17 protein-coding genes are annotated in these 18,586 nt (G+C 47.0%); 5 read left to right on the forward strand and 12 right to left on the reverse strand.

Annotated features, from left to right (window positions below; all coding sequences use genetic code 11):
- Window positions 1-93 precede the first annotated feature (93 nt).
- The 5 genes from EBO34_RS14520 to EBO34_RS14540 all read left to right on the forward strand — a co-directional run bounded on the left by EBO34_RS14520 (window position 94) and on the right by EBO34_RS14540 (window position 6,345).
- The gene (locus EBO34_RS14520) at window positions 94-1,785 is read left to right on the forward strand and encodes an alpha-amylase family glycosyl hydrolase (RefSeq protein ID WP_122899780.1); all 1,692 of its coding nucleotides are present in this window, start codon (window positions 94-96) and stop codon (window positions 1,783-1,785) included.
- Between the two features lie 40 nt (window positions 1,786-1,825).
- A complete protein-coding gene (locus EBO34_RS14525) occupies window positions 1,826-2,959 on the forward strand; it encodes a glycerate kinase (protein WP_122899782.1) in 1,134 nt (377 codons plus the stop codon).
- Between the two features lie 129 nt (window positions 2,960-3,088).
- Window positions 3,089-4,255 carry an FAD/NAD(P)-binding protein gene (locus EBO34_RS14530; RefSeq protein ID WP_122899784.1) on the forward strand — a complete coding sequence of 389 codons (1,167 nt, stop codon included), beginning with the start codon at window positions 3,089-3,091 and terminating at the stop codon, window positions 4,253-4,255.
- 44 nt (window positions 4,256-4,299) lie between these two features.
- Window positions 4,300-5,502 (forward strand): GTP-binding protein, encoded by a 1,203-nt coding sequence (locus EBO34_RS14535; RefSeq protein WP_122899786.1) that lies wholly within the window; start codon window positions 4,300-4,302, stop codon window positions 5,500-5,502.
- 126 nt (window positions 5,503-5,628) lie between these two features.
- Window positions 5,629-6,345 carry a 5-formyltetrahydrofolate cyclo-ligase gene (locus tag EBO34_RS14540; protein WP_283234592.1) on the forward strand — a complete coding sequence of 239 codons (717 nt, stop codon included), beginning with the start codon at window positions 5,629-5,631 and terminating at the stop codon, window positions 6,343-6,345.
- A 550-nt stretch (window positions 6,346-6,895) separates the two neighbouring features.
- Here the strand turns inward: EBO34_RS14540 and EBO34_RS14545 are convergent.
- From EBO34_RS14545 to EBO34_RS14595, 12 genes are all read right to left on the reverse strand, one after another.
- The gene (locus tag EBO34_RS14545) at window positions 6,896-7,720 is read right to left on the reverse strand and encodes a DUF6544 family protein (RefSeq protein WP_122899789.1); all 825 of its coding nucleotides are present in this window, start codon (window positions 7,718-7,720) and stop codon (window positions 6,896-6,898) included.
- Between the two features lie 223 nt (window positions 7,721-7,943).
- Window positions 7,944-9,449 (reverse strand): degradosome RNA helicase CshA, encoded by a 1,506-nt coding sequence (gene cshA, locus EBO34_RS14550; protein WP_249414102.1) that lies wholly within the window; start codon window positions 9,447-9,449, stop codon window positions 7,944-7,946.
- A gap of 355 nt (window positions 9,450-9,804) precedes the next feature.
- Window positions 9,805-10,005: a cold shock domain-containing protein gene (locus tag EBO34_RS14555; RefSeq protein ID WP_183163903.1), complete on the reverse strand. Its 201-nt coding sequence runs from the start codon at window positions 10,003-10,005 to the stop codon at window positions 9,805-9,807.
- Between the two features lie 204 nt (window positions 10,006-10,209).
- Window positions 10,210-11,121 carry a phosphotransferase gene (locus EBO34_RS14560; RefSeq protein ID WP_183163889.1) on the reverse strand — a complete coding sequence of 304 codons (912 nt, stop codon included), beginning with the start codon at window positions 11,119-11,121 and terminating at the stop codon, window positions 10,210-10,212.
- A 4-nt stretch (window positions 11,122-11,125) separates the two neighbouring features.
- Entirely contained in the window at window positions 11,126-11,506 is a 381-nt protein-coding gene (locus EBO34_RS14565; protein ID WP_122899795.1) for a RidA family protein, read from the reverse strand.
- Between the two features lie 344 nt (window positions 11,507-11,850).
- The gene (locus EBO34_RS14570; protein WP_249414103.1) at window positions 11,851-12,849 is read right to left on the reverse strand and encodes a 5-oxoprolinase subunit C family protein; all 999 of its coding nucleotides are present in this window, start codon (window positions 12,847-12,849) and stop codon (window positions 11,851-11,853) included.
- Window positions 12,846-13,613 (reverse strand): LamB/YcsF family protein, encoded by a 768-nt coding sequence (locus tag EBO34_RS14575; protein WP_122899797.1) that lies wholly within the window; start codon window positions 13,611-13,613, stop codon window positions 12,846-12,848. Before EBO34_RS14575 ends, EBO34_RS14570 begins: the two co-directional genes overlap by 4 nt.
- A complete protein-coding gene (pxpB, locus tag EBO34_RS14580; RefSeq protein ID WP_122900139.1) occupies window positions 13,597-14,343 on the reverse strand; it encodes a 5-oxoprolinase subunit PxpB in 747 nt (248 codons plus the stop codon). Before pxpB ends, EBO34_RS14575 begins: the two co-directional genes overlap by 17 nt.
- Before the next feature lie 79 nt (window positions 14,344-14,422).
- Window positions 14,423-14,902 (reverse strand): large conductance mechanosensitive channel protein MscL, encoded by a 480-nt coding sequence (mscL, locus tag EBO34_RS14585; protein ID WP_122899799.1) that lies wholly within the window; start codon window positions 14,900-14,902, stop codon window positions 14,423-14,425.
- A 121-nt stretch (window positions 14,903-15,023) separates the two neighbouring features.
- Window positions 15,024-15,878, reverse strand: a complete 855-nt coding sequence (locus EBO34_RS20950; protein ID WP_249414104.1) for a transglutaminase family protein — start codon at window positions 15,876-15,878, stop codon at window positions 15,024-15,026.
- 15 nt (window positions 15,879-15,893) lie between these two features.
- The gene (locus EBO34_RS20955) at window positions 15,894-16,889 is read right to left on the reverse strand and encodes an alpha-E domain-containing protein (protein WP_249414105.1); all 996 of its coding nucleotides are present in this window, start codon (window positions 16,887-16,889) and stop codon (window positions 15,894-15,896) included.
- Entirely contained in the window at window positions 16,883-18,304 is a 1,422-nt protein-coding gene (locus EBO34_RS14595; RefSeq protein WP_249414121.1) for a circularly permuted type 2 ATP-grasp protein, read from the reverse strand. Before EBO34_RS14595 ends, EBO34_RS20955 begins: the two co-directional genes overlap by 7 nt.
- Between the last annotated feature and the right edge of the window lie 282 nt (window positions 18,305-18,586).

Genomic DNA, 18,586 nt, shown 5'->3' on the forward strand with positions numbered 1-18,586 from the left:
TTCAGAGGTTGGTCCAACTTCCGGATTACCCTTTCATTCCATTACACCCTCCGGTTATTCAGCGGAAATTACTTTTTAAAAAGGATGATAGCAGTGGATAAACAAACCCTTCTTTCACAAATAGAAGAAAAGCTCCGGTTTATATACGGGGACGAATACGAAAAGTCGTATATGGAAGGCATGAAGGACCTTGTTTCCAGCTGGGAATCCAGGAACTTTGAACAGCCCCGCCCTATTTCCGAGCGAAACGTTTATATGATTACTTACGGAGACAGCTTTTATGAAAACGGAAGACCTACGCTGGAAACTCTGCACAAATTCCTGAAAAATAATATCGGTGAAACGATCACCGACGTTCATTTACTGCCTATGTTTCCTTACACGTCAGATGACGGCTTTTCTGTTACGGATTACCGCGAGATCAATCCTGAACTGGGAAACTGGGAACACATTGAAGCTTTGTCGGAAGACTACAGGCTCATGTTCGATTTTGTCGCTAATCACATTTCAAAATCATCCGAATGGTTTAAGGGCTATTTGAACGATGATCCGAAATACAGAGGCTACTTTATTCCAAAAGACGACAGCTTTGATACAAGCCGTGTCGTCCGGCCCCGCACCTCTCATCTTTACCATGAATATGAGGGGAAAGACGGGACTAAAACAGCCTGGACCACTTTCAGTGAAGATCAGGTTGATGTAAACGTCCGCCATTTCCCGGTTCTTTTGGAGCTTACGGACATCCTGCTTGAGTACGCACAAAAAGGCGGCACAAGTATCAGACTCGATGCCATCGGCTTTCTGTGGAAACGCTCGGGAACAACAAGTATCCATCTTCCGGAAACACACGCTATTATAGAGCTGTGGCACCTTGTTCTTGACTACTTCAAAGAAGGAACACAGATCATCACTGAAACGAACGTCCCTCATAAAGAAAATATCAGCTACTTTGGTGACGGGGAAAACGAAGCGCACATGGTTTATCAGTTCTCTCTCCCGCCCCTTATGCTGTATACACTCACAACACACGACAGCACAAAAATGACAGAATGGGCAAAAACAATCGGGAAGGTCTCTGACGAAGCAACCTACTTTAATTTTCTCGCAAGCCACGACGGCATCGGCATGCGCCCCACAGAAGGGATTCTTTCCGAGGAAGACAAGCAGATGCTCGTTGATAAAGTCCGGGAAAACGGCGGCCGTGTTTCGTATAAAAGCAACCCCGACGGATCAGAGTCCGTTTACGAACTGAATATTAATTATTCTGAAGCCCTGGTCAATAAAGGAGATGGTGAATCGGATGAAGAAGCTGTTAAGAAGTCACTTGCAGCCCACTCTGTTCTTACATCCTTCATGGGGGTGCCGGCGATTTATTATCACTCTCTCCTGGGCTCCAAAAATGACTATGCAGGACTTGAAGCTTCAGGAATCAACCGCCGCATTAACAGAGAAAAGCTTGAATACGAAAGAATTGCTGACGAATTAAATACAGATGCGTATCGTAAGTCCATTTACGAAGGCATGCAGGAGCTTGTACGCATCCGCCGGAATGAATCTGCTTTTTCCCCATATGCTGATCAGCAGGTTCTCGATCTTGGTGCCTCTGTGTTTGCTTTGAAACGTACAAATACAGAAACAGGTAACACTGTCTACGCTGTTGTCAACGTAACCAATGAACACGTTTCTGTCGACCTGCCGGAAGCAGGTACTGACCTCTTCACAGGAGAGCGCACGGGCAAAGCAGTGACACTTGCTCCTTATCAGTACATTTGGGTGAAAAAATAACTCTATTTTTAATAACACTACAGACGGGAAGTGATTAGAGATGCACATCTTGATTGCCCCTGATTCATTTAAGGGATCGATCTCGAGTGTTCAGGCGGCTAGAACCATTGAGAGTGGCATTAAGGCTGTTTCTCCCCATGCAGTGACCCGCTCTTTTCCCATGGCAGACGGAGGAGAAGGAACAGTTGATGCCATCATGACGGCTACAGGGGGAGAACGAATTACGAAAAAAGTGCACGATCCCCTGTTTCGTCCCGTTAACGCAGAATTCGGATGGATTCCAGACAAAAAAACGGCAGTCATCGAGACTGCCGCCGCCTCAGGCCTGCCCTTACTAAAGCCAGAAGAGCTTGCCCCCCACACCTGTTCCACCTATGGAACAGGTGAATTAATAAAAGAAGCACTGGACTTAGGGGCTGAAACCGTTATTTTGGGACTCGGCGGCAGTGCGACCGTTGATGCCGGTGTCGGCCTGTTTCAGGCACTTGGTCTGCGTGTTTACGACAAAAATGGGGAATTGACCAGGTATCCAGGAGGGAACCTGAAACAAATCGCCGCCCTTGAAACCTCTGGTTTAGACAAAAGGCTTCATGATGTTACGATCATAGTGGCTTCTGACGTAACAAACCCTCTGCTCGGCCCAAATGGTGCCATCTCTGTTTTCGGTCCTCAAAAAGGGGTCACACCGGAACTTCTGGAACGGTTTGAAGATGGCATGAGACACTTCTCCACCGTAGTATCAAACCACACAGGCCGTAATGAAATACAGACACCCGGGAGTGGAGCTGCCGGGGGAATCGGTTACTTGCTTCATTCCTTATTGGATGTCACATTCAAACCTGGCCTCGAATTGGTTGTTGAAGAGAGCAGACTTGAGGAACTCCTCCCTTCTGTTGATCTGATTATTACAGGTGAGGGAAAAGTAGATGGACAATCGCTGTTTGGAAAGGTGCCTGTCGGCCTTGGAAAGCTCGCCAAACGTCATGGTATACCACTGGTTGCCTTTGCAGGTACCATCGGTAAAGGGAGCGAGGAGCTCGAGAAGTACGGCGTGAGCGTGATTCACCCACTCGCAACCGGCCCGATGGCACTTGAAGAAGCCATGATAAACGGAGAACCGCTCCTTTATGAAGCTGCTGTACGCCTTATGAAAACATTGACATTGTTTAATTAATAGGTCAAAACGTTCGGGGGAGTTACTCTTCCGGACGTTTTTAGCTTTCTTCTATTGCAAAAAACAACAGAGTAACGTACACTTTAAATCGTAATAATTTCGCTTTACAACATTGTGGAGGTGTGTGATGTGTTTAATTGGACGATTATCGGGGGCGGCATACAAGGAGCTGTTATGGCCAGTTTCCTTGCTGATTCCGGTGTAGAACCTGCTCAGATTGCCGTGATTGACCCTAATGAAGAGCCTTTGGCAAACTGGAAACACTGCACGTCTAAAATAGGAATGGATTACCTGAGATCGCCCTTCGTTCATCACCTTGCGCAATCCCCCTTCTCTCTTGATTCCTATGCGAAAAAAGAAGAGTTTGTAAAGCCGTTTTTCGGAAGGCGGAAACGCCCGCTTCTTCAAATGTTTAATGCTCATTCAGATACTGTTCTTACAGACCGTGGCCTGAACCAGAGTTGGATTAAAAGCCGTGTCTCGGGGATAAGAAAAGTCCGTAACCACTGGCAGCTCCGCTTATCTGATGGAAGACTGATAGACTCCAGACACGTCGTCGCTGCTATCGGGCTTGGCGAACAGCCATATTGGCCTGAGTGGGCAAAAGAGATCAGAAGTGACTCCCCTTCCGCTGTTGCCCATGTATTTGACAGAGATCTGGACACGGATTCCATAAAAGGGCCGGTTACCATTGTCGGCGGCGGGATTACCGCAGCACACCTTGCTGTAAAACTGGCCGGTCAAGAGCCCGGTAATGTTACCCTTCTTAAACGCCACCCCTTCCGTATTCATGAGTTCGACAGCGATTCAGGATGGATGGGTCCTAAAAACATGAGCCGGTTTCAAAAAGTCAATGATCTCGCCAAGCGACGCCGGATCATTCGTCAGGCCAGACACCGGGGATCGATTCCTCAGGAGCTGCACATGAACCTTCTGCATCTGGAACGTTCCGGCAGACTTAAGATTAACCATGGAGACATTACACATGCAGCACAAACCTCAGACGGCATTATTACTTTATACGGGGATAACAACGTCCTTCATCAGACCCGTACTGTTATTCTGGCTACCGGTTTTATACAGGAAGCACCGGGTATGAACTGGCTTGAACCTCTGATAAAAGACCATAAGCTCAAGTGCGCTGAGTGCGGTTATCCTGTCGTTTCTGAAAGTCTTGAGTGGTGTGATCACCTCTATCTGATGGGCGGATTGGCGGAGCTCGAGCTCGGCCCTACTGCCAGAAATATATCCGGTGCCAGACGAGGTGCCGGCCGTATCGTTCAGCACGCACTATAGATCGTAATGATTTTGTTTATCAACCATTTCAAGGAGATGATCCAATGACAAAGATAAGAGTACCTGTTACGGTTTTAAGCGGTTTTCTCGGAGCAGGTAAAACAACATTACTGAACCATATTTTAGCCAACAGGGATAATAAAAGAGTTGCCGTTATCGTCAATGATATGAGCGAAATCAACATTGACGGTGATCTGATTAATCAGGGAGGATTCTCCCGGACGGAAGAAAAGCTCGTAGAAATGCAAAACGGATGTATCTGCTGTACTCTCCGGGAAGACTTGATTCTTGAAGTTGAAAAGCTGATTCAGGCAGGAGATATTGATTACCTCGTCATTGAGTCAACAGGGATAAGCGAACCCGTTCCCGTTGCCCAGACGTTTACGTATATGGATGAAGACATGAATGTGGATCTCACGGCCATCTCCAGACTTGATACAATGGTGACCGTTGTTGATGCTTATTCTTTTTGGAACGATTATGCGAGCGGCGATACCCTGGTGGAACGAGGCGAAGGTGTAGATGAAACAGATCATCGAGATGTTGTGGACCTGTTAATTGACCAGGTTGAGTTTGCCAATGTGATTGTATTAAACAAAACAGACAAAATAAGTAAAGAGGATGCCACTCAGCTGAAAGCTGTTCTGACAAAGCTGAACCCTGATGCCAAAATCATAAGCTCTTCTTTTGGCAATGTCCCTCTTACGGAGGTTCTTGATACGAAAAGCTTTGATTTTGAAAAGGCAAGCCACAGCGCAGGATGGATTAAAGAACTCAATGAAGAACACATACCTGAAACGGACGAATACGGTATCTCTTCGTTTGTTTACCGGAAACGACGCCCTTTCCACCCCGAGCGCCTCATGAACTGGCTGGAAAACTGGCCGGAAGACGTGATTCGCGCGAAAGGATTTTTCTGGGCTGCCACACGCAATGACATGGCGGGTCTTCTCTCCCAGGCTGGCGGGTCCATCACCATTTCCGCAGCCGGGGACTGGATCGCTTCTTATCCAGAAGAAGAACAGCAACAGTTATTTGCCCAGGACCCTGAGTTGAAAAAGGGATGGGAAGAGCCTTACGGTGACCGCGCCAATGAGATTGTTTTTATCGGCATCGAGATGGACGATGATAAAGTAAGCCGGTCCCTGGACGAATGCGTCCTTACCGATGAAGAAATGAAACAGGACTGGTCTGAATTTCACGATCCCCTGCCGTCCTTTACTGTAAAAGATCCGTCAGAGGTATAGAAACCTGAGAGTCGAAAGGTCACTCCCTTTCGGCTCTTTTGTCGTTTCACGTGAAACAATGTTTGATTTTCCCAATGGACATCGTATACTACAGAAAGACAACCTATGTTATGGGAGAGGATAACAGTGACAAAATCAAAACATGAAATACGCGAAACTGTATGGGAGACAATGGAACAGGAAAAAGTCGGACGCTTTCCTTTCCCGTTAAGAGGAAGAATACCTAATTTTAAAGGGGCTGAAGCGGCTGCCAGACATGTGTTCGGCCTCGACGTATATAAAAATGCAAAGGTTGTAAAAGTTAATCCCGACTCACCGCAGCTGCCGATACGCGCACAGGTACTAAAGGATGGAAAGACACTGCTCATCCCTACTCCCCGCCTGAAGGACGGATTTGTTATAATCGATCCGGCTCACGTACCTCCGGGGGAAGAACGGAAAGCGGCAAGCTTGAAACATATGAACAGCTATGGAAAAGTAACTCCCCTTGACGCCTTGCCTCCAATCGACCTCCTCGTAGTCGGATCTGTCGCTCTTCACCGCGACGGACGCCGCCTCGGAAAAGGAGAAGGCTATGCGGACCGCGAATACGCCATTCTCCGGGAATTGGGCAACCCTGAAATCCCTGTGATCGGAACCGTCAATGCTGTTCAGCTTGTAAAAGATGATATTCCCAGGGACGAATATGACCTTGCAGTGGATTACATCGCTACGGAACATGAGGTGTTTGCTACAAACACACCATACGAAAAGCCTAAGGGAATTGTCTGGGACCGGGTTACGGATGAAGAAAAGAGGGAAATGCCTGTCCTTGAAGAGATTTGGAAGATTACCCGGAATTAAAAAATTGGCAGGTTGTAAAATACGATAAAGAGTATAAAGTACGAGAGATATAGGAGCAATAAGCGATGGGAAACCGCTATTTTCAGCAGGCCATCGAGGATGCTCATGAGTCAATGAATGCAACAGAAGCTATTTCTCCCGAAGATATGACTTAACCATTACAGAACCGCCCTTTTCTTTTTTGAGAGGGGCGGTTTTTTTCAGGTAAGGCAGATTTTCTGGCTGTTTATGGATGCTTTCGGGATGTTAGGAAGTAGTTGGGACGAATTTGGGTGACTCTGAGGCTGATTTCTGAGACTCTGAAATTCTTTATGCAGAACTTTGGCCGTTTTATGGAGAACTTTGCTCTTTTATGCAGACTTTTGGACGATTTATGGAGAACTTCTGACCTTTTATGCAGAACTTTGGACACTTTAAAGAGAATTAGTCATTTTTCGACAAAATCCACCCTCCCCTAACACAAACCCATGATAAAATTAAGCCGCCACCTTTAGCAAACCGCCAACTCATTAAAAAGCCAGACAGCCTCCTAAAGGCTGTCTGGTCTTTTTTATTCGTAATGCACAGTCTTTAAGAAGATTCTCGAGTCGTGAACGTCTCCGTTGGCTGTGTTCCAAAACGTATCAACGCGGTACGGGACAAGTACGTTATCCTGATTTGCTTTGTAATTTGAATAATGAACAGTCCACCGTTCTTTTTGACCATCTCTGACTCTTTCTTCTGCCTGTACTTGCTCAATGAGACCTTCTTCATTAAAGGTGAGCGTATAGCTCAACGGTTCAACTCCGTCAAACTCTCCCTTCACTTCCCTTTCCCCGCTTTCCGTCCAAATCAACGAGTTGTTATGAACAAAGGATTGAGGAAACCAGGCCATCTCTGCAGCATAGCGGAATCTGTGGTTTTTTATCACTTGCGGCCCCGATGCTTTGTTAACCGGAAATACGGACCACAGACGGGTAAAAGAACTTCCTTCTTCCGGTTTTAATTTTTCCAGGCTGCTCATGCGGATAACCGGATTCAGCTTTGAAAATCCCATCCACATGTAGGCAGGCCGGTCGGTTAAAAAGAACTGCTCCCCTTTTACAGGAACGAGCGGTCCTTTTTGTTTCCCACGGTGGAACCCTTCATACGTGATGAAAGCCTGTTTAAGATCCATTTGTGAGGCGATGTTCACTTTTGAAAGGTACGTAACAAGAGCCTTTGGCAGTTCCTCCACCTTTTTCTCCCCTGCTTCATCCTGTCCTTTTTTCAAATAGAGGACGTCCTCTCTGAACCGGTTTAAAAACACCCAGTTGCTGATCAAAAGGACCCCCAGGAACAGGACGGCAACGACAATAAAACTGACGACAATGTCAGATAAAATTTGTTCAAGCATGTAAGCTCCCTCATTTCCATTCTCATTATCTTATTCATATACCCGTTTTCACCTGGACTTATTATAGTTGGTTTACGCTTATTGCACTCATGGGCGCCGGTGAGCCTCCAGCTCCCGCAGGAGTGCCGCGCATCATCAACATTGTTAAAGGTCAACAATGACCTTTAACACATCCATTATAATAAAAGCCATGGACCTATATAAAGTCCATGGCTTATCTTCACTATTTTTTACGGCGCTTTCCGGAAAAAGAGAATTCTTTTTTGCCTTCAGGACGGTTTCCTCCGCCGCGGCGCTGATCTTTCCCTCCACCGGAACGATGACGGTCATTACTGCGGTTGCCGCCTTTGTTTCCTCCACGGTAGCCGCCGCCACCTTTGCCTTTAGGTCCGGAGCCACGCTTAATGCGTACAGGCGGCTCACTGGTCAAGGTGATTTTCACTTCATTGGATGACTCTTTGCTTACCGTTTTAAGGGCTGCTGCAACCAATGTAACGGCATCGTAGTTTTCAAGAAGCTCTTCTGCTTTATCCGTAAGGTCTGCGTAATCGCCGCCCGTTACGACTTCAAGGAGCTGCTCTGCTGCCTGCTGCTGACGGCCGACGCTGGCATCTTGAAGAGTTGGTGCTTTTTCAACCGTCATCTTCTTCTTCGTTGTTTTCTCGATGATATTGATATGCTCTTTCTCACGTGGTGTTGCAAAGGAGAATGCCATACCGTGCTTACCGGCACGACCTGTACGTCCAATACGGTGAACGTAGCTCTCAGGATCTTGTGGCAAGTCAAAGTTAAACACGTGAGATACGCCGCTAACATCAAGTCCACGAGCAGCAACGTCTGTCGCTACAAGAATTTCAATGCGCTTTTGTTTAAACTTCTGAATCACTTTGTCACGCTTGTTTTGCGGAAGATCACCGTGGATCCCTTCTACTTCATAACCACGTTGGAAAAGTGCGTCAGACAGCTCGTCTACACGACGCTTTGTACGACCGAAAATGATGGCAAGTTCCGGAGAATGAATATCGATTAAACGGCAAAGTGTATCGAACTTTTGGCGTTCCTGTACTTCTACGTAACGCTGGTCGATATTCGATACCGTCATTTCCTTCGCTTTAACCTTGATTTGCTCAGGGTTGTTCATGTGCTTGTTCAAAATCGTCTGCAGGCGCGGAGGCATTGTAGCAGAGAAAAGCAATGTCTGACGGTTGTCCGGCACGCTCTCAAGAATTTCTTCAATTTCTTCTACGAAGCCCATGCTTAGCATTTCGTCAGCTTCATCCAACACAACAGTGTTAATGTTGCCAAGAGAAATGGTTTTTCTTCTCATGTGGTCTTGAAGACGCCCCGGTGTTGCAACAATAATTTGCGGGTTTTTCTTCAACCCGCGAATTTGACGGCCAATTTCTTGTCCTCCGTAAATTGGTAGACAGCGAACGTTGCTGTAACGACCGAGTTTGTTAAGCTCTTCAGCTACTTGAATCGCAAGTTCACGTGTAGGCGCAAGAACGATCCCTTGTGGGTGCCGCGCTTCTTGTTCCATCTTTTCTATTAACGGGATACCGAATGCTGCCGTTTTACCTGTACCTGTTTGTGCTTGACCAAGAACGTCTCTTCCAGCCTTGGCAATCGGAAGCACCTGCTTTTGAATTGGGGTAGCTTCTTCAAACCCCATTTGATCTAAAGACTTTAAAATCATCGGATGAATATCTAATTCTGCAAAAACTGTCAAAAAAACCGAACTCCTTTATTTTTTAAATTTATATAATCAACAGCTCTCCACGTTCACGCGTGTTCAAAATGAACAAGGGATAATCTGTCCCCCGTCTTTCTAGTAACAACCATCATGGAGACTTCTATTATTATCCATTTATGTTCAGGATGAGCGTAATCTATCCTCTATTTTCACTTTAAATGAGACCTTCTATAACAAAGGCATAAAGAAAACCCGGGCAAAACCAGGCTGTATCAATGGCGGAGCCGTTATTATATATACTGCCCCGGGGGTGGCCCCCGTAAGCACTAAAAAGGGCATATTCCTGATACGTTGGAATATGCCCGTTTATTCCTATTGGAATCGAGTTAAATTACAGACGTACAACGTTTGCTGCTTGTGGTCCGCGGTCGCCTTCAACGATTTCAAATTCAACGTCTTGACCTTCTTCAAGACTCTTGAAACCTTCAGATTGGATCGCAGAGAAGTGTACGAAAACGTCGTCTCCGTCTTCACGCTCGATAAAACCGAAACCTTTTTCTGAGTTAAACCATTTTACTTTACCTGTCATAATTGACGGCCTCCTTTAAAAGAAAAGAAAATTCGTGAAAACTGAATTACCGTAAAACCATGTTTCTCCAAAATCCTTACGAGGCCGGAAAAAATGTTTTTCGATATCCAGATTTTCAATCTTCTTCACTATATCACGTAGGTATTCGAAAAGCAAATCCAAGACCGGTGGATAAAGCCTTCGAACTACCTTGATCCGGGTGAAAAGTCAGATCACTAGTGCCCTGGTAACAGACTGACTGGCTGCGTGTGAAAGATTGTAGTCTTTGTAATCACAGCCGTACAGATAAAGAAGCGTACTAATGCAAAGGGAAACAAACTGCGCTTTTACTTTTACAGCCTGACTCACATCCCCGTAGGCGTGGAAAAACGCCGGTCTGGCTTCCGGAGGCAGAAAGCTGTATGCAAAGGACAAGTCAACGGCCGGATCTCCTTTATGAACGTCTCCCCAGTCGATGATTCCTTTTAAAAGGTTTTCTTTTGGGTCAATCAGTACGTTCTTGATATGTAGATCTCCGTGGACAAGAGTTGGTTTATAGGAGTCAGTCAAGCCGTTTGTGTCTATGGTTTCCACATAACCGGTAAGCTTTTGGTATAGCGCTGTTTCACCGGTTCCTTTGATGTCTTGAATATACGAGTGGAGTTTGGGCAGGCGCTTATGAATGTCTGTCCGGTGCAGATAGTCCTCCGGTACTTTCCACTCGGGCTTCACATCAACATTATGGAGTTTTTTAAGAAATTCACCCAGTGGTCTGGCTGAATGAGCCCGTTCTTTTTCTGAAAGATCATACGCTTGTTTACCCGGAATGTGTTTATAGCCAAGAAACGGCCAAGGATAGCCATGAGAGGGCTTCCCGAAAAATTCTGGACGGGCAATATCAATGCCTTCGAATGTCGGAAGTTCAGGCAGCAGTCTCGCTTCTGTGTCCAAAAGGGCTGTCGCAACCTGACGCCTTGGAAAACGAAACACATACGTACCGTTGACCAGGTGGACGGTATTATCGAACCCTTGATCAAGTTTCCGGACAGTAACTGGAATGAACCCGGGGAACTGTGCGGCAATCAGGTCAGCGGCCGCCCCCTCTCCTACTATCTGTTCTCCGTCCCAGAGTTTTGTCACAGAATTATTCCTTAATGGCAACCGCTTCGATTTCCACCAGTGCCCCTTTTGGCAGCTTGGCCACTTCCACCGCGCTTCTTGCAGGGTATGGCTCAGACAAATATGAAGAATAAATCTCATTTACCGTAGCAAAGTCGTTCATGTCCTGCAGGAAGATCGTCAGTTTAACTGCCTGCTTGAGGGAAGTTCCGCTTGCTTTGAGAACCGCATTGACGTTTTTCATGACGCGGTGGGTCTGAGCTTCAATGCCTGCCACCATCTCCATCGTTTCCGGGTCAAGACCGATCTGCCCGGATGTGTAAACGAAGCCGTTAACTGTCACAGCTTGAGAGTACGGGCCTATGGCATCAGGTGCATGGCTGGTTTGTACAGGTTGGATTTTCATAATGGATGTCCTCCTTGTGGATGTTGGTTTTCAGGGTGATTTGAGTATAGTTTAGCATAGATGGAGGGGTGGGTTGGAGGTGATTTCCTGAACAATCATACATTTTCTTGCTCCGTTATTACACTTTGCAAGACCGATTTTACGGTTAGTTCTCTGCTTTTTGCACTTATCGCCCGGTATTTTACACTTCTCACTCCGTTTTATACACTTAACACGTTCTATTTTACAGTTAGAATTGATACCCCCACGCACGTGCTCCGGGTTGCCAAAGGAAATTACCCCATCAAAAATGCCCCCCTGAAAAGAGAGGCATTCCCAACATCCACACAACAGCTATAACTCACCTACCTCGGTCCATACGACGACAGCTGAATCAGGATATCTTCCTGTTCCTGCCACAGCTTTTGAGCCGTCCCGACGTCAACGGTTTCAAACGTAATTGTCCCGCCCGGTGGAAGCTGGGCTACTTTCCACAAATCCACACTGATCACCGTAGCTATCTTCGCATAACCGCCGGTTGTCTGGCGGTCAGCAAGCAAAATGATCGGCTGCCCGTCACCAGGGACCTGAATCGACCCGGGGGCTATGGCGTCGGAATAGATATCCGCTCCTTTGTCCGCCAGGTGGGAAAGAGGCACGTCTCCTTCAAGACGATAGCCCATCCGGTCAGACTGGGGGCTGACCCGATACTCGTCCTGCAAAAATCGTTCCAGCGATTCTTCTTCAAAAGCTTCTTGCTGGGGACCCATGACTACCCGTACCCGGGCTGTTTTGCCGTAATCCGGAATATATTCGGCCATCACTTTCCGCCCTCCGTGGACACCGAGATCTCCTGTCCTTTTCCCGACCTTCAGCCGGTCGTCTTTTCTCAGTTCACGGCCTTCAAATCCACCTATTCCTGCCCGGACAGCTGTACTTTTACTTCCCATAACAACAGGAACATCGATCCCGCCGTGAACACTCATGTATGTTCGAACGCCGTTCCCGGCATGACCGAAACGGATTTCTTCACCTGCCTGAACGTAATAGCTCTTCCACATGCTGACGGGTTCTCCTGCAATGACCGGCTTCATGTTACCACCGGTGAAAGCAACAACCATATCTTCTTCCGCTCTCAAAAAAGGGCCTGAAACGGTCATCTCAAGAGCCGCCTCGTCGCGCCAGTTTCCAACGAGGACATTGGCTACCTGCAAAGCATAGCTGTCCATCACTCCGCTTGTTCCGAGACCGAATTGCTGATAACCTTCCCTGCCGAGATCCTGAACGGTGGTGAGAAGTCCCGGTTTGATAACCGAAATTCCGCCATTATTTTCCTTGCTTTTTGTTGTTGGATGATTGGTCACTTGTCACTCACCCGCTTTATCTCAATGCCCGCCTGGGTAAATGCTTCTTGAAGCTGTTTTACAAAAACCAGTGCCTGTGCACCGTCTCCGTGCACGCAAATGGTGTCTGCCTGAACAGGCACAAGCGTACCGTCCACGGCTTCAACTTTGCCCTCCCGCACCATTCGTACGGCCCTTTCAATCACAACATTCTCATCGTGAAGCACAGCACCTGCGATTGTTCTGGAGGTGAGGGAGCCATCTGCCTGGTAGGCGCGGTCTGCGAACACTTCTTCCGCTACATTGAGCCCCTGCTCTTTACCTGCTTTCACAAGCTCACTTCCCGCAAGGCCAAATAAAATGAATGACGGATCAAGATCGCTGACTGCACGAGCCACTGCATCAGCTACTGCACGATCTTTGGCAGCCATATTGAACAAAGCACCGTGAGGCTTTACGTGCTGTATGTGAGCTCCTTTCAGATCAACGAACGCCCGGAGAGCTCCAATCTGATACACGACCATGTTATAGACGTCTTCCGGGTCTACTTCAATATAACGCCTTCCAAAGCCGGCGAGGTCAGGCAGGCCTGGATGAGCCCCGATACCAACTCCATTCTGTACAGCCAGATTCACCGTGCGCTGCATCACGTTATGGTCACCTGCATGATAGCCGCAGGCAATGTTCGCCGAACTGACAAGCTCGAGGATGCCTTCATCGTTTCCGAAGACATAGTTTCCAAAGCTTTCTCCCAGATCACTGTTTAGATCAATTCGCATGCTCATTTGCGTCCGCCTCCTCTGTCTCTATCTTTACGACACTTTTGCCATCTTCAGCGCGTGCGAGAAGTTCCTCGTACTCTTCTTTTTCCACGGCAAAAAAGCGGAGCCGGTCTCCTGCCCGGAACAAAAACGGATCTTCTTTATCAGGATCAAATAACCTTGCCGGCGTATGACCGATCAGCTGCCATCCGCCTGGTGAGTCGAGAGGGTAAATTCCTGTCTGCTCCCCGGCAATCCCTACTGATCCTGCACTTACTTTTTGCCTTGGCTTGTCCAGCCGGGGGGTATGAAGACGATCTGAAAGACCTCCCAGATATGGAAATCCCGGTGCAAACCCTAGCATATAAACAAGATAACCCGGCTCAGTATGGAGGCGGATTACCTCCTCTTCCTCCAATTGATGGCGGGCTGCCAGGCGGGAAAGATCCGGTCCCTTTTCGCCGCCGTATAAGACAGGAACGGAAATGACCCGGACAGGACGGGACACAGAGGTCCCTGCCCGCTCCGATAACCCGTTAAGCCATAGGGCTATTTCATCGTACTTCACGAGCTCTGGTTTATAAAAAACGGTCACCGAAGTATAGGCTGGCACCCATTCTGCGATGGCCGAGTGATTTTCCTCTTCGAGTACAGCACAAAAAGACCGAATGTGCTGGTGTACTGTATCTGATATTTCTTCTTTGAAGCCTATACGGACAGCACGGTCGCCCGCAGGCTTTATGGATTGGATCATACTCACTCGTTTTCCTCCTTGCCAACTTGTTACCTTCCTTTAACTATAACAAAAAGCCCATTTACTCTTGAGTATCGCTTTAGCGAATATTGACGCGATAACCCGGCTGAGGACGGTTCTCCTCTTCTTTACCGAGATGACTCGTACAATTGGGGCATCTCATGGCACGAAGCGAGATATCCGAAAAGCAGAAAGGGCACGTTTTCTGCCGCCCTGCCTCTTTTGGAAGCCGTTTTAAACGGTTCATCTGGAGAATAAGCAAATACGCTGCAAATGCGATGATGACGAAGTGGACTACAGCTTCAATAAACACGCCATAGTTAATAGTCGCGGCTCCCGCCTCCTGAGCATCAGACAGTGAACGATAGTGTCCTCCCGACAGATTTACATAGAGATTGGAAAAGTCGACACGGCCGAGAAGAAGACCTATAGGAGGCATGACAATATCCGAAACGAAAGAACTGACGATTTTCCCAAAGGCCGCACCGATAATAATCCCGATCCCCATGTCCACCACGGAGCCTCTTGTTGCGAATTCCTTTAATCCTTTTAAGAACATGACAGGCACCTCCTATGAAGAAGGTATGTCCCTTATACAGGTTTATGCACCCCGGTTCAGCATCACCCGCCTTACGAAAAAAGGTCCTTAAAAAGCCCGATGCTTTTTAAGAACCTTGTCGTTACTGAGAGTCAAGAAGGGTACAGCTTACGTTTACGGTCAAGGTATGCTGGCCGCCGCGATACACTCCCTGAAGAGGGCTCAGGTCTGAATAGTCCCGTCCTGTACCTACGCGGATGTGGTGCTCAAGAGCCTCGACATTGTTTGTCGGGTCCAGACCGCACCAGCCGATACCCGGTACCATCACTTCTACCCAGGCATGTGTTGCTGCATCACCAATCAGTGCTGAATTCTCTCCAACATACAAATAGCCGCTAACATACCGGGCCGGAATGAGCCGGGCATGAAGAACACCCAGCATCACATGTGTGAAGTCCTGACACACACCTGCTTTAAGAGGGAACGACTCGTGCGCTTTTGTAGTTACATTGGTTACATTCGTGTCATACGAGAATCGTTCATGGATATAGCGCATCACTTCAATGGCGAATTGTACAGGATTGTGAATGTCGCCTACTTCCGCCACTATTTCATCTACTTGTTCTTTATACAAGAACGTGTAGGGTGTGTCGTTCAAATAAGCAAGATAATGCTTTCGGAACAAGTCCGAATGGTAGATGTTTCTCATCTCAGTCGAATAATCGACCATTTTGATAAACGGACTTCGCTGGATACTCACGATGGACGTCGTTTTCACTTCCAGATTTTCATGGACTTCCGGAATAAAAAACGTCTCAACTGTATTCCCCCAGAGGTCCACATGCTCTTTTGTCAACGAGCTTGGATTAATGTCAGAGCGGTACGATAAAAGGCGCTGACACTCGTCGGTTCTCGGTTTTAACCGGATGTGGTTCATACTCTGGTCTACGGGAGTCTCATAATGAAAGCGATTGGTGTGCTCGATCTGGTATTTCATGCCTGCCTTCCCCTCTCAATTCTGGAACTGTGTCATAACCCCCACTGACGAATCAGCCGGTTCAATTAAATAATATGTTTTTGAGAAAATACGTCCGATGTTGTTACAGTGATCTTGGAACTGATCCAGAAATTCACCAAGCTCGTGCATTTGCAGATCTTTAATCTTCATTTCATCAAATTCAATTTTCACCCGTTCAATCGCATCAAACAGCTCTTCCGAGTAATGGGACACTTTCCCGCCTTCCATGTCCTTAACTGCATCCCAAACGTGGTTTACGCAGTATTGAATCGAGCGGGGAAACGTGCCATCAGTGATTAAAAAGGCCAGGACATCTTTAGCTGAAATGGTCGGTGGATACTTTTTCAGATAAGCATCGTGACCATTCACAAACTGCAGTGCTGCCAGCCAGTAATAATAATGATGAGCTTCAGGGTTTTCTGCTTCTTTCCGTGCTTTTTCACACATGACATTCAGAATACGCGCGGTTTTTTCCGCCCGCTCAAGCCACTTGCCGATCTGAATAAAGGTATAGGTTTCGTCTCTGGTCATGGACGATTCAATAACCCCCTGAGTCGTAAAGGACATCAGCTTGATTTCCCGGAGCAGGTGATCTACTTCTTTCAAATTCCAATATTGACGATCTACGTCAATGCTATTCCAGTAGCACTCGTTTAAGCACTCCCACAGTTCATGAGGAATGATTTCACGGGCTGACTTTGCATTATCCCGGGCATAGCCGATACAGTTGGCAAGTGAGTTCGGGTTTTGCTCCTGAAATGCCAGGTACTGGACAATTGTATCCGGGTTAAAGGTAGAATATTCCTGTTTGTAATCAGAAAATGAAGCACAAATTTCAATAACCTCTTCCCAGTCACGTTCAGCTACTGCATCGGTATCAGAGGCTTCGAGCATATTAATTAACCTCGCACTTAATACTCTGCTGTTGTTTTCGGCACGTTCGATGTTTCTTGCCATCCAGTATAACGAATCCGCAACACGGCTCAGCATGAATCATCACTCCCTTGTTTCAGTACCCACGTATCTTTACCGCCTCCGCCCTGAGAGGAATTCACCACAAGCGACCCTTCTTTTAAGGCCACACGGGACAATCCGCCAGGGAGCACCTTCAACTCTTTACCTCCCATAACAAATACGCGAAGATCCACGTGACAAGGGTAAAAACGCTCTTTCTGGAACGCAGGTGCACGTGACAGCTTGATTGTCGGCTGGGCAATATACTGCGCAGGATCCTGAATGATTTTTTCGCGGAACAGTTCGATTTCAGCTTTTGTGGCATGAGGTCCGATGAGCATATCATAGCCGCCTGAAGAACCGACGTTTTTTACAACGAGCTCTTCCAGGTTTTCAAGAACATGCTCACGGGCTTCTTTATCCCGTAAAAAGTACGTTTCAACATTTTTGATAAGCGGTTCCTCATCCAGGTAGTAGCGGATCATGTCCGGAACATACGCATAGATGGCTTTATCATCGGCTACACCGTTTCCGATCCCGTTTGTAATCGCTACATTTCCTTTTCTGTATGCTTCAAGCAGGCCAGGCACACCGAGGACGGATTCAGGATTAAACGCTTTTGGATCGAGGAAATCATCGTCTATACGGCGGTAGATAATATCCACGCGGTGAAGTCCGCGGATCGTTTTCATATATACACAATCGTCTTTTACGACCAGATCACGCCCTTCCACAAGCTCAATCCCCATTTGCTGGGCAAGAAAGACATGGTCATAATAAGCCGCATTGTAGCTTCCTGGTGTAAGAAGGACAGCAATCGGATGGTGCTTGTCCTCACTGTTTTCCGGAGCGTGGCTGCACAGAGCCTCATGGAGGTTGGACAATTGATGTTCAAGGGTGCAGATTTGATGACTGTTAAAGAATTCAGGAAAAACACGGCGCATAACAAAACGGTTCTGAAATACGTAGGACATCCCCGAAGGGTTTCTCAGATTATCTTCAAGTACCCGGTACTCTCCGTTGTGATCACGGATTAGGTCTATTCCGGCTAAAAAGATGTGATTATCGTTCGGGATTTTAAGCCCCGTTGCCTGTTCTTTATAGTAATAAGGATTGTCTTCAATCAGCTCTCTCGGAATCAATCCGTCTTTAAGGATCTGCTGATCATTATAGATGTCCTCAAGAAACAGGTTGAGCGCCTTCACACGCTGCTTCATCCCTTTCTCGATTTGCTCCCACTGATCGGGCGGAATAATAACAGGAATAAAATCAAAGGGCATAGTCCGTTCCGTTCCTGTTTTGTCACTGTAAACCGTGAATGTTATTCCCTGTCGCAGGAAACTGAGCTGTGCTGTTTCATTCTTTTCGTGAAGATCCTCCACCGAAAAACGGTTAAGAATATCATGAAACTGCTCATAGTGAGACTTGGGCTTTCCGTCCATCTCCATCATTTCATCGAAAAAGGTCTTAGAATCATATTGCTTTAACACCCATCCATCTCCTCCCTGGGGAAACGTTATTAACACAGTGTCCATCCTTTTCCCTCTTTTGAAATTTTTTACACTTGTATTTTTTGAGATTAGAGTAACGGTATGACTGAGAAGACTTATTATTTTTATACATTCTTCATGCAAGCGCGAAATTCCTTTACACAGAGAATGAACATTGTCGTAAAAACAGAGAACTTCAGGAAAGTCGAGCTAATCATATTTGAAGGGGCTTTGTCAGCAAAA

Source organism: Alteribacter keqinensis (assembly GCF_003710255.1).
GTDB classification, from domain to species: Bacteria; Bacillota; Bacilli; order Bacillales; family Salisediminibacteriaceae; genus Alteribacter; species Alteribacter keqinensis.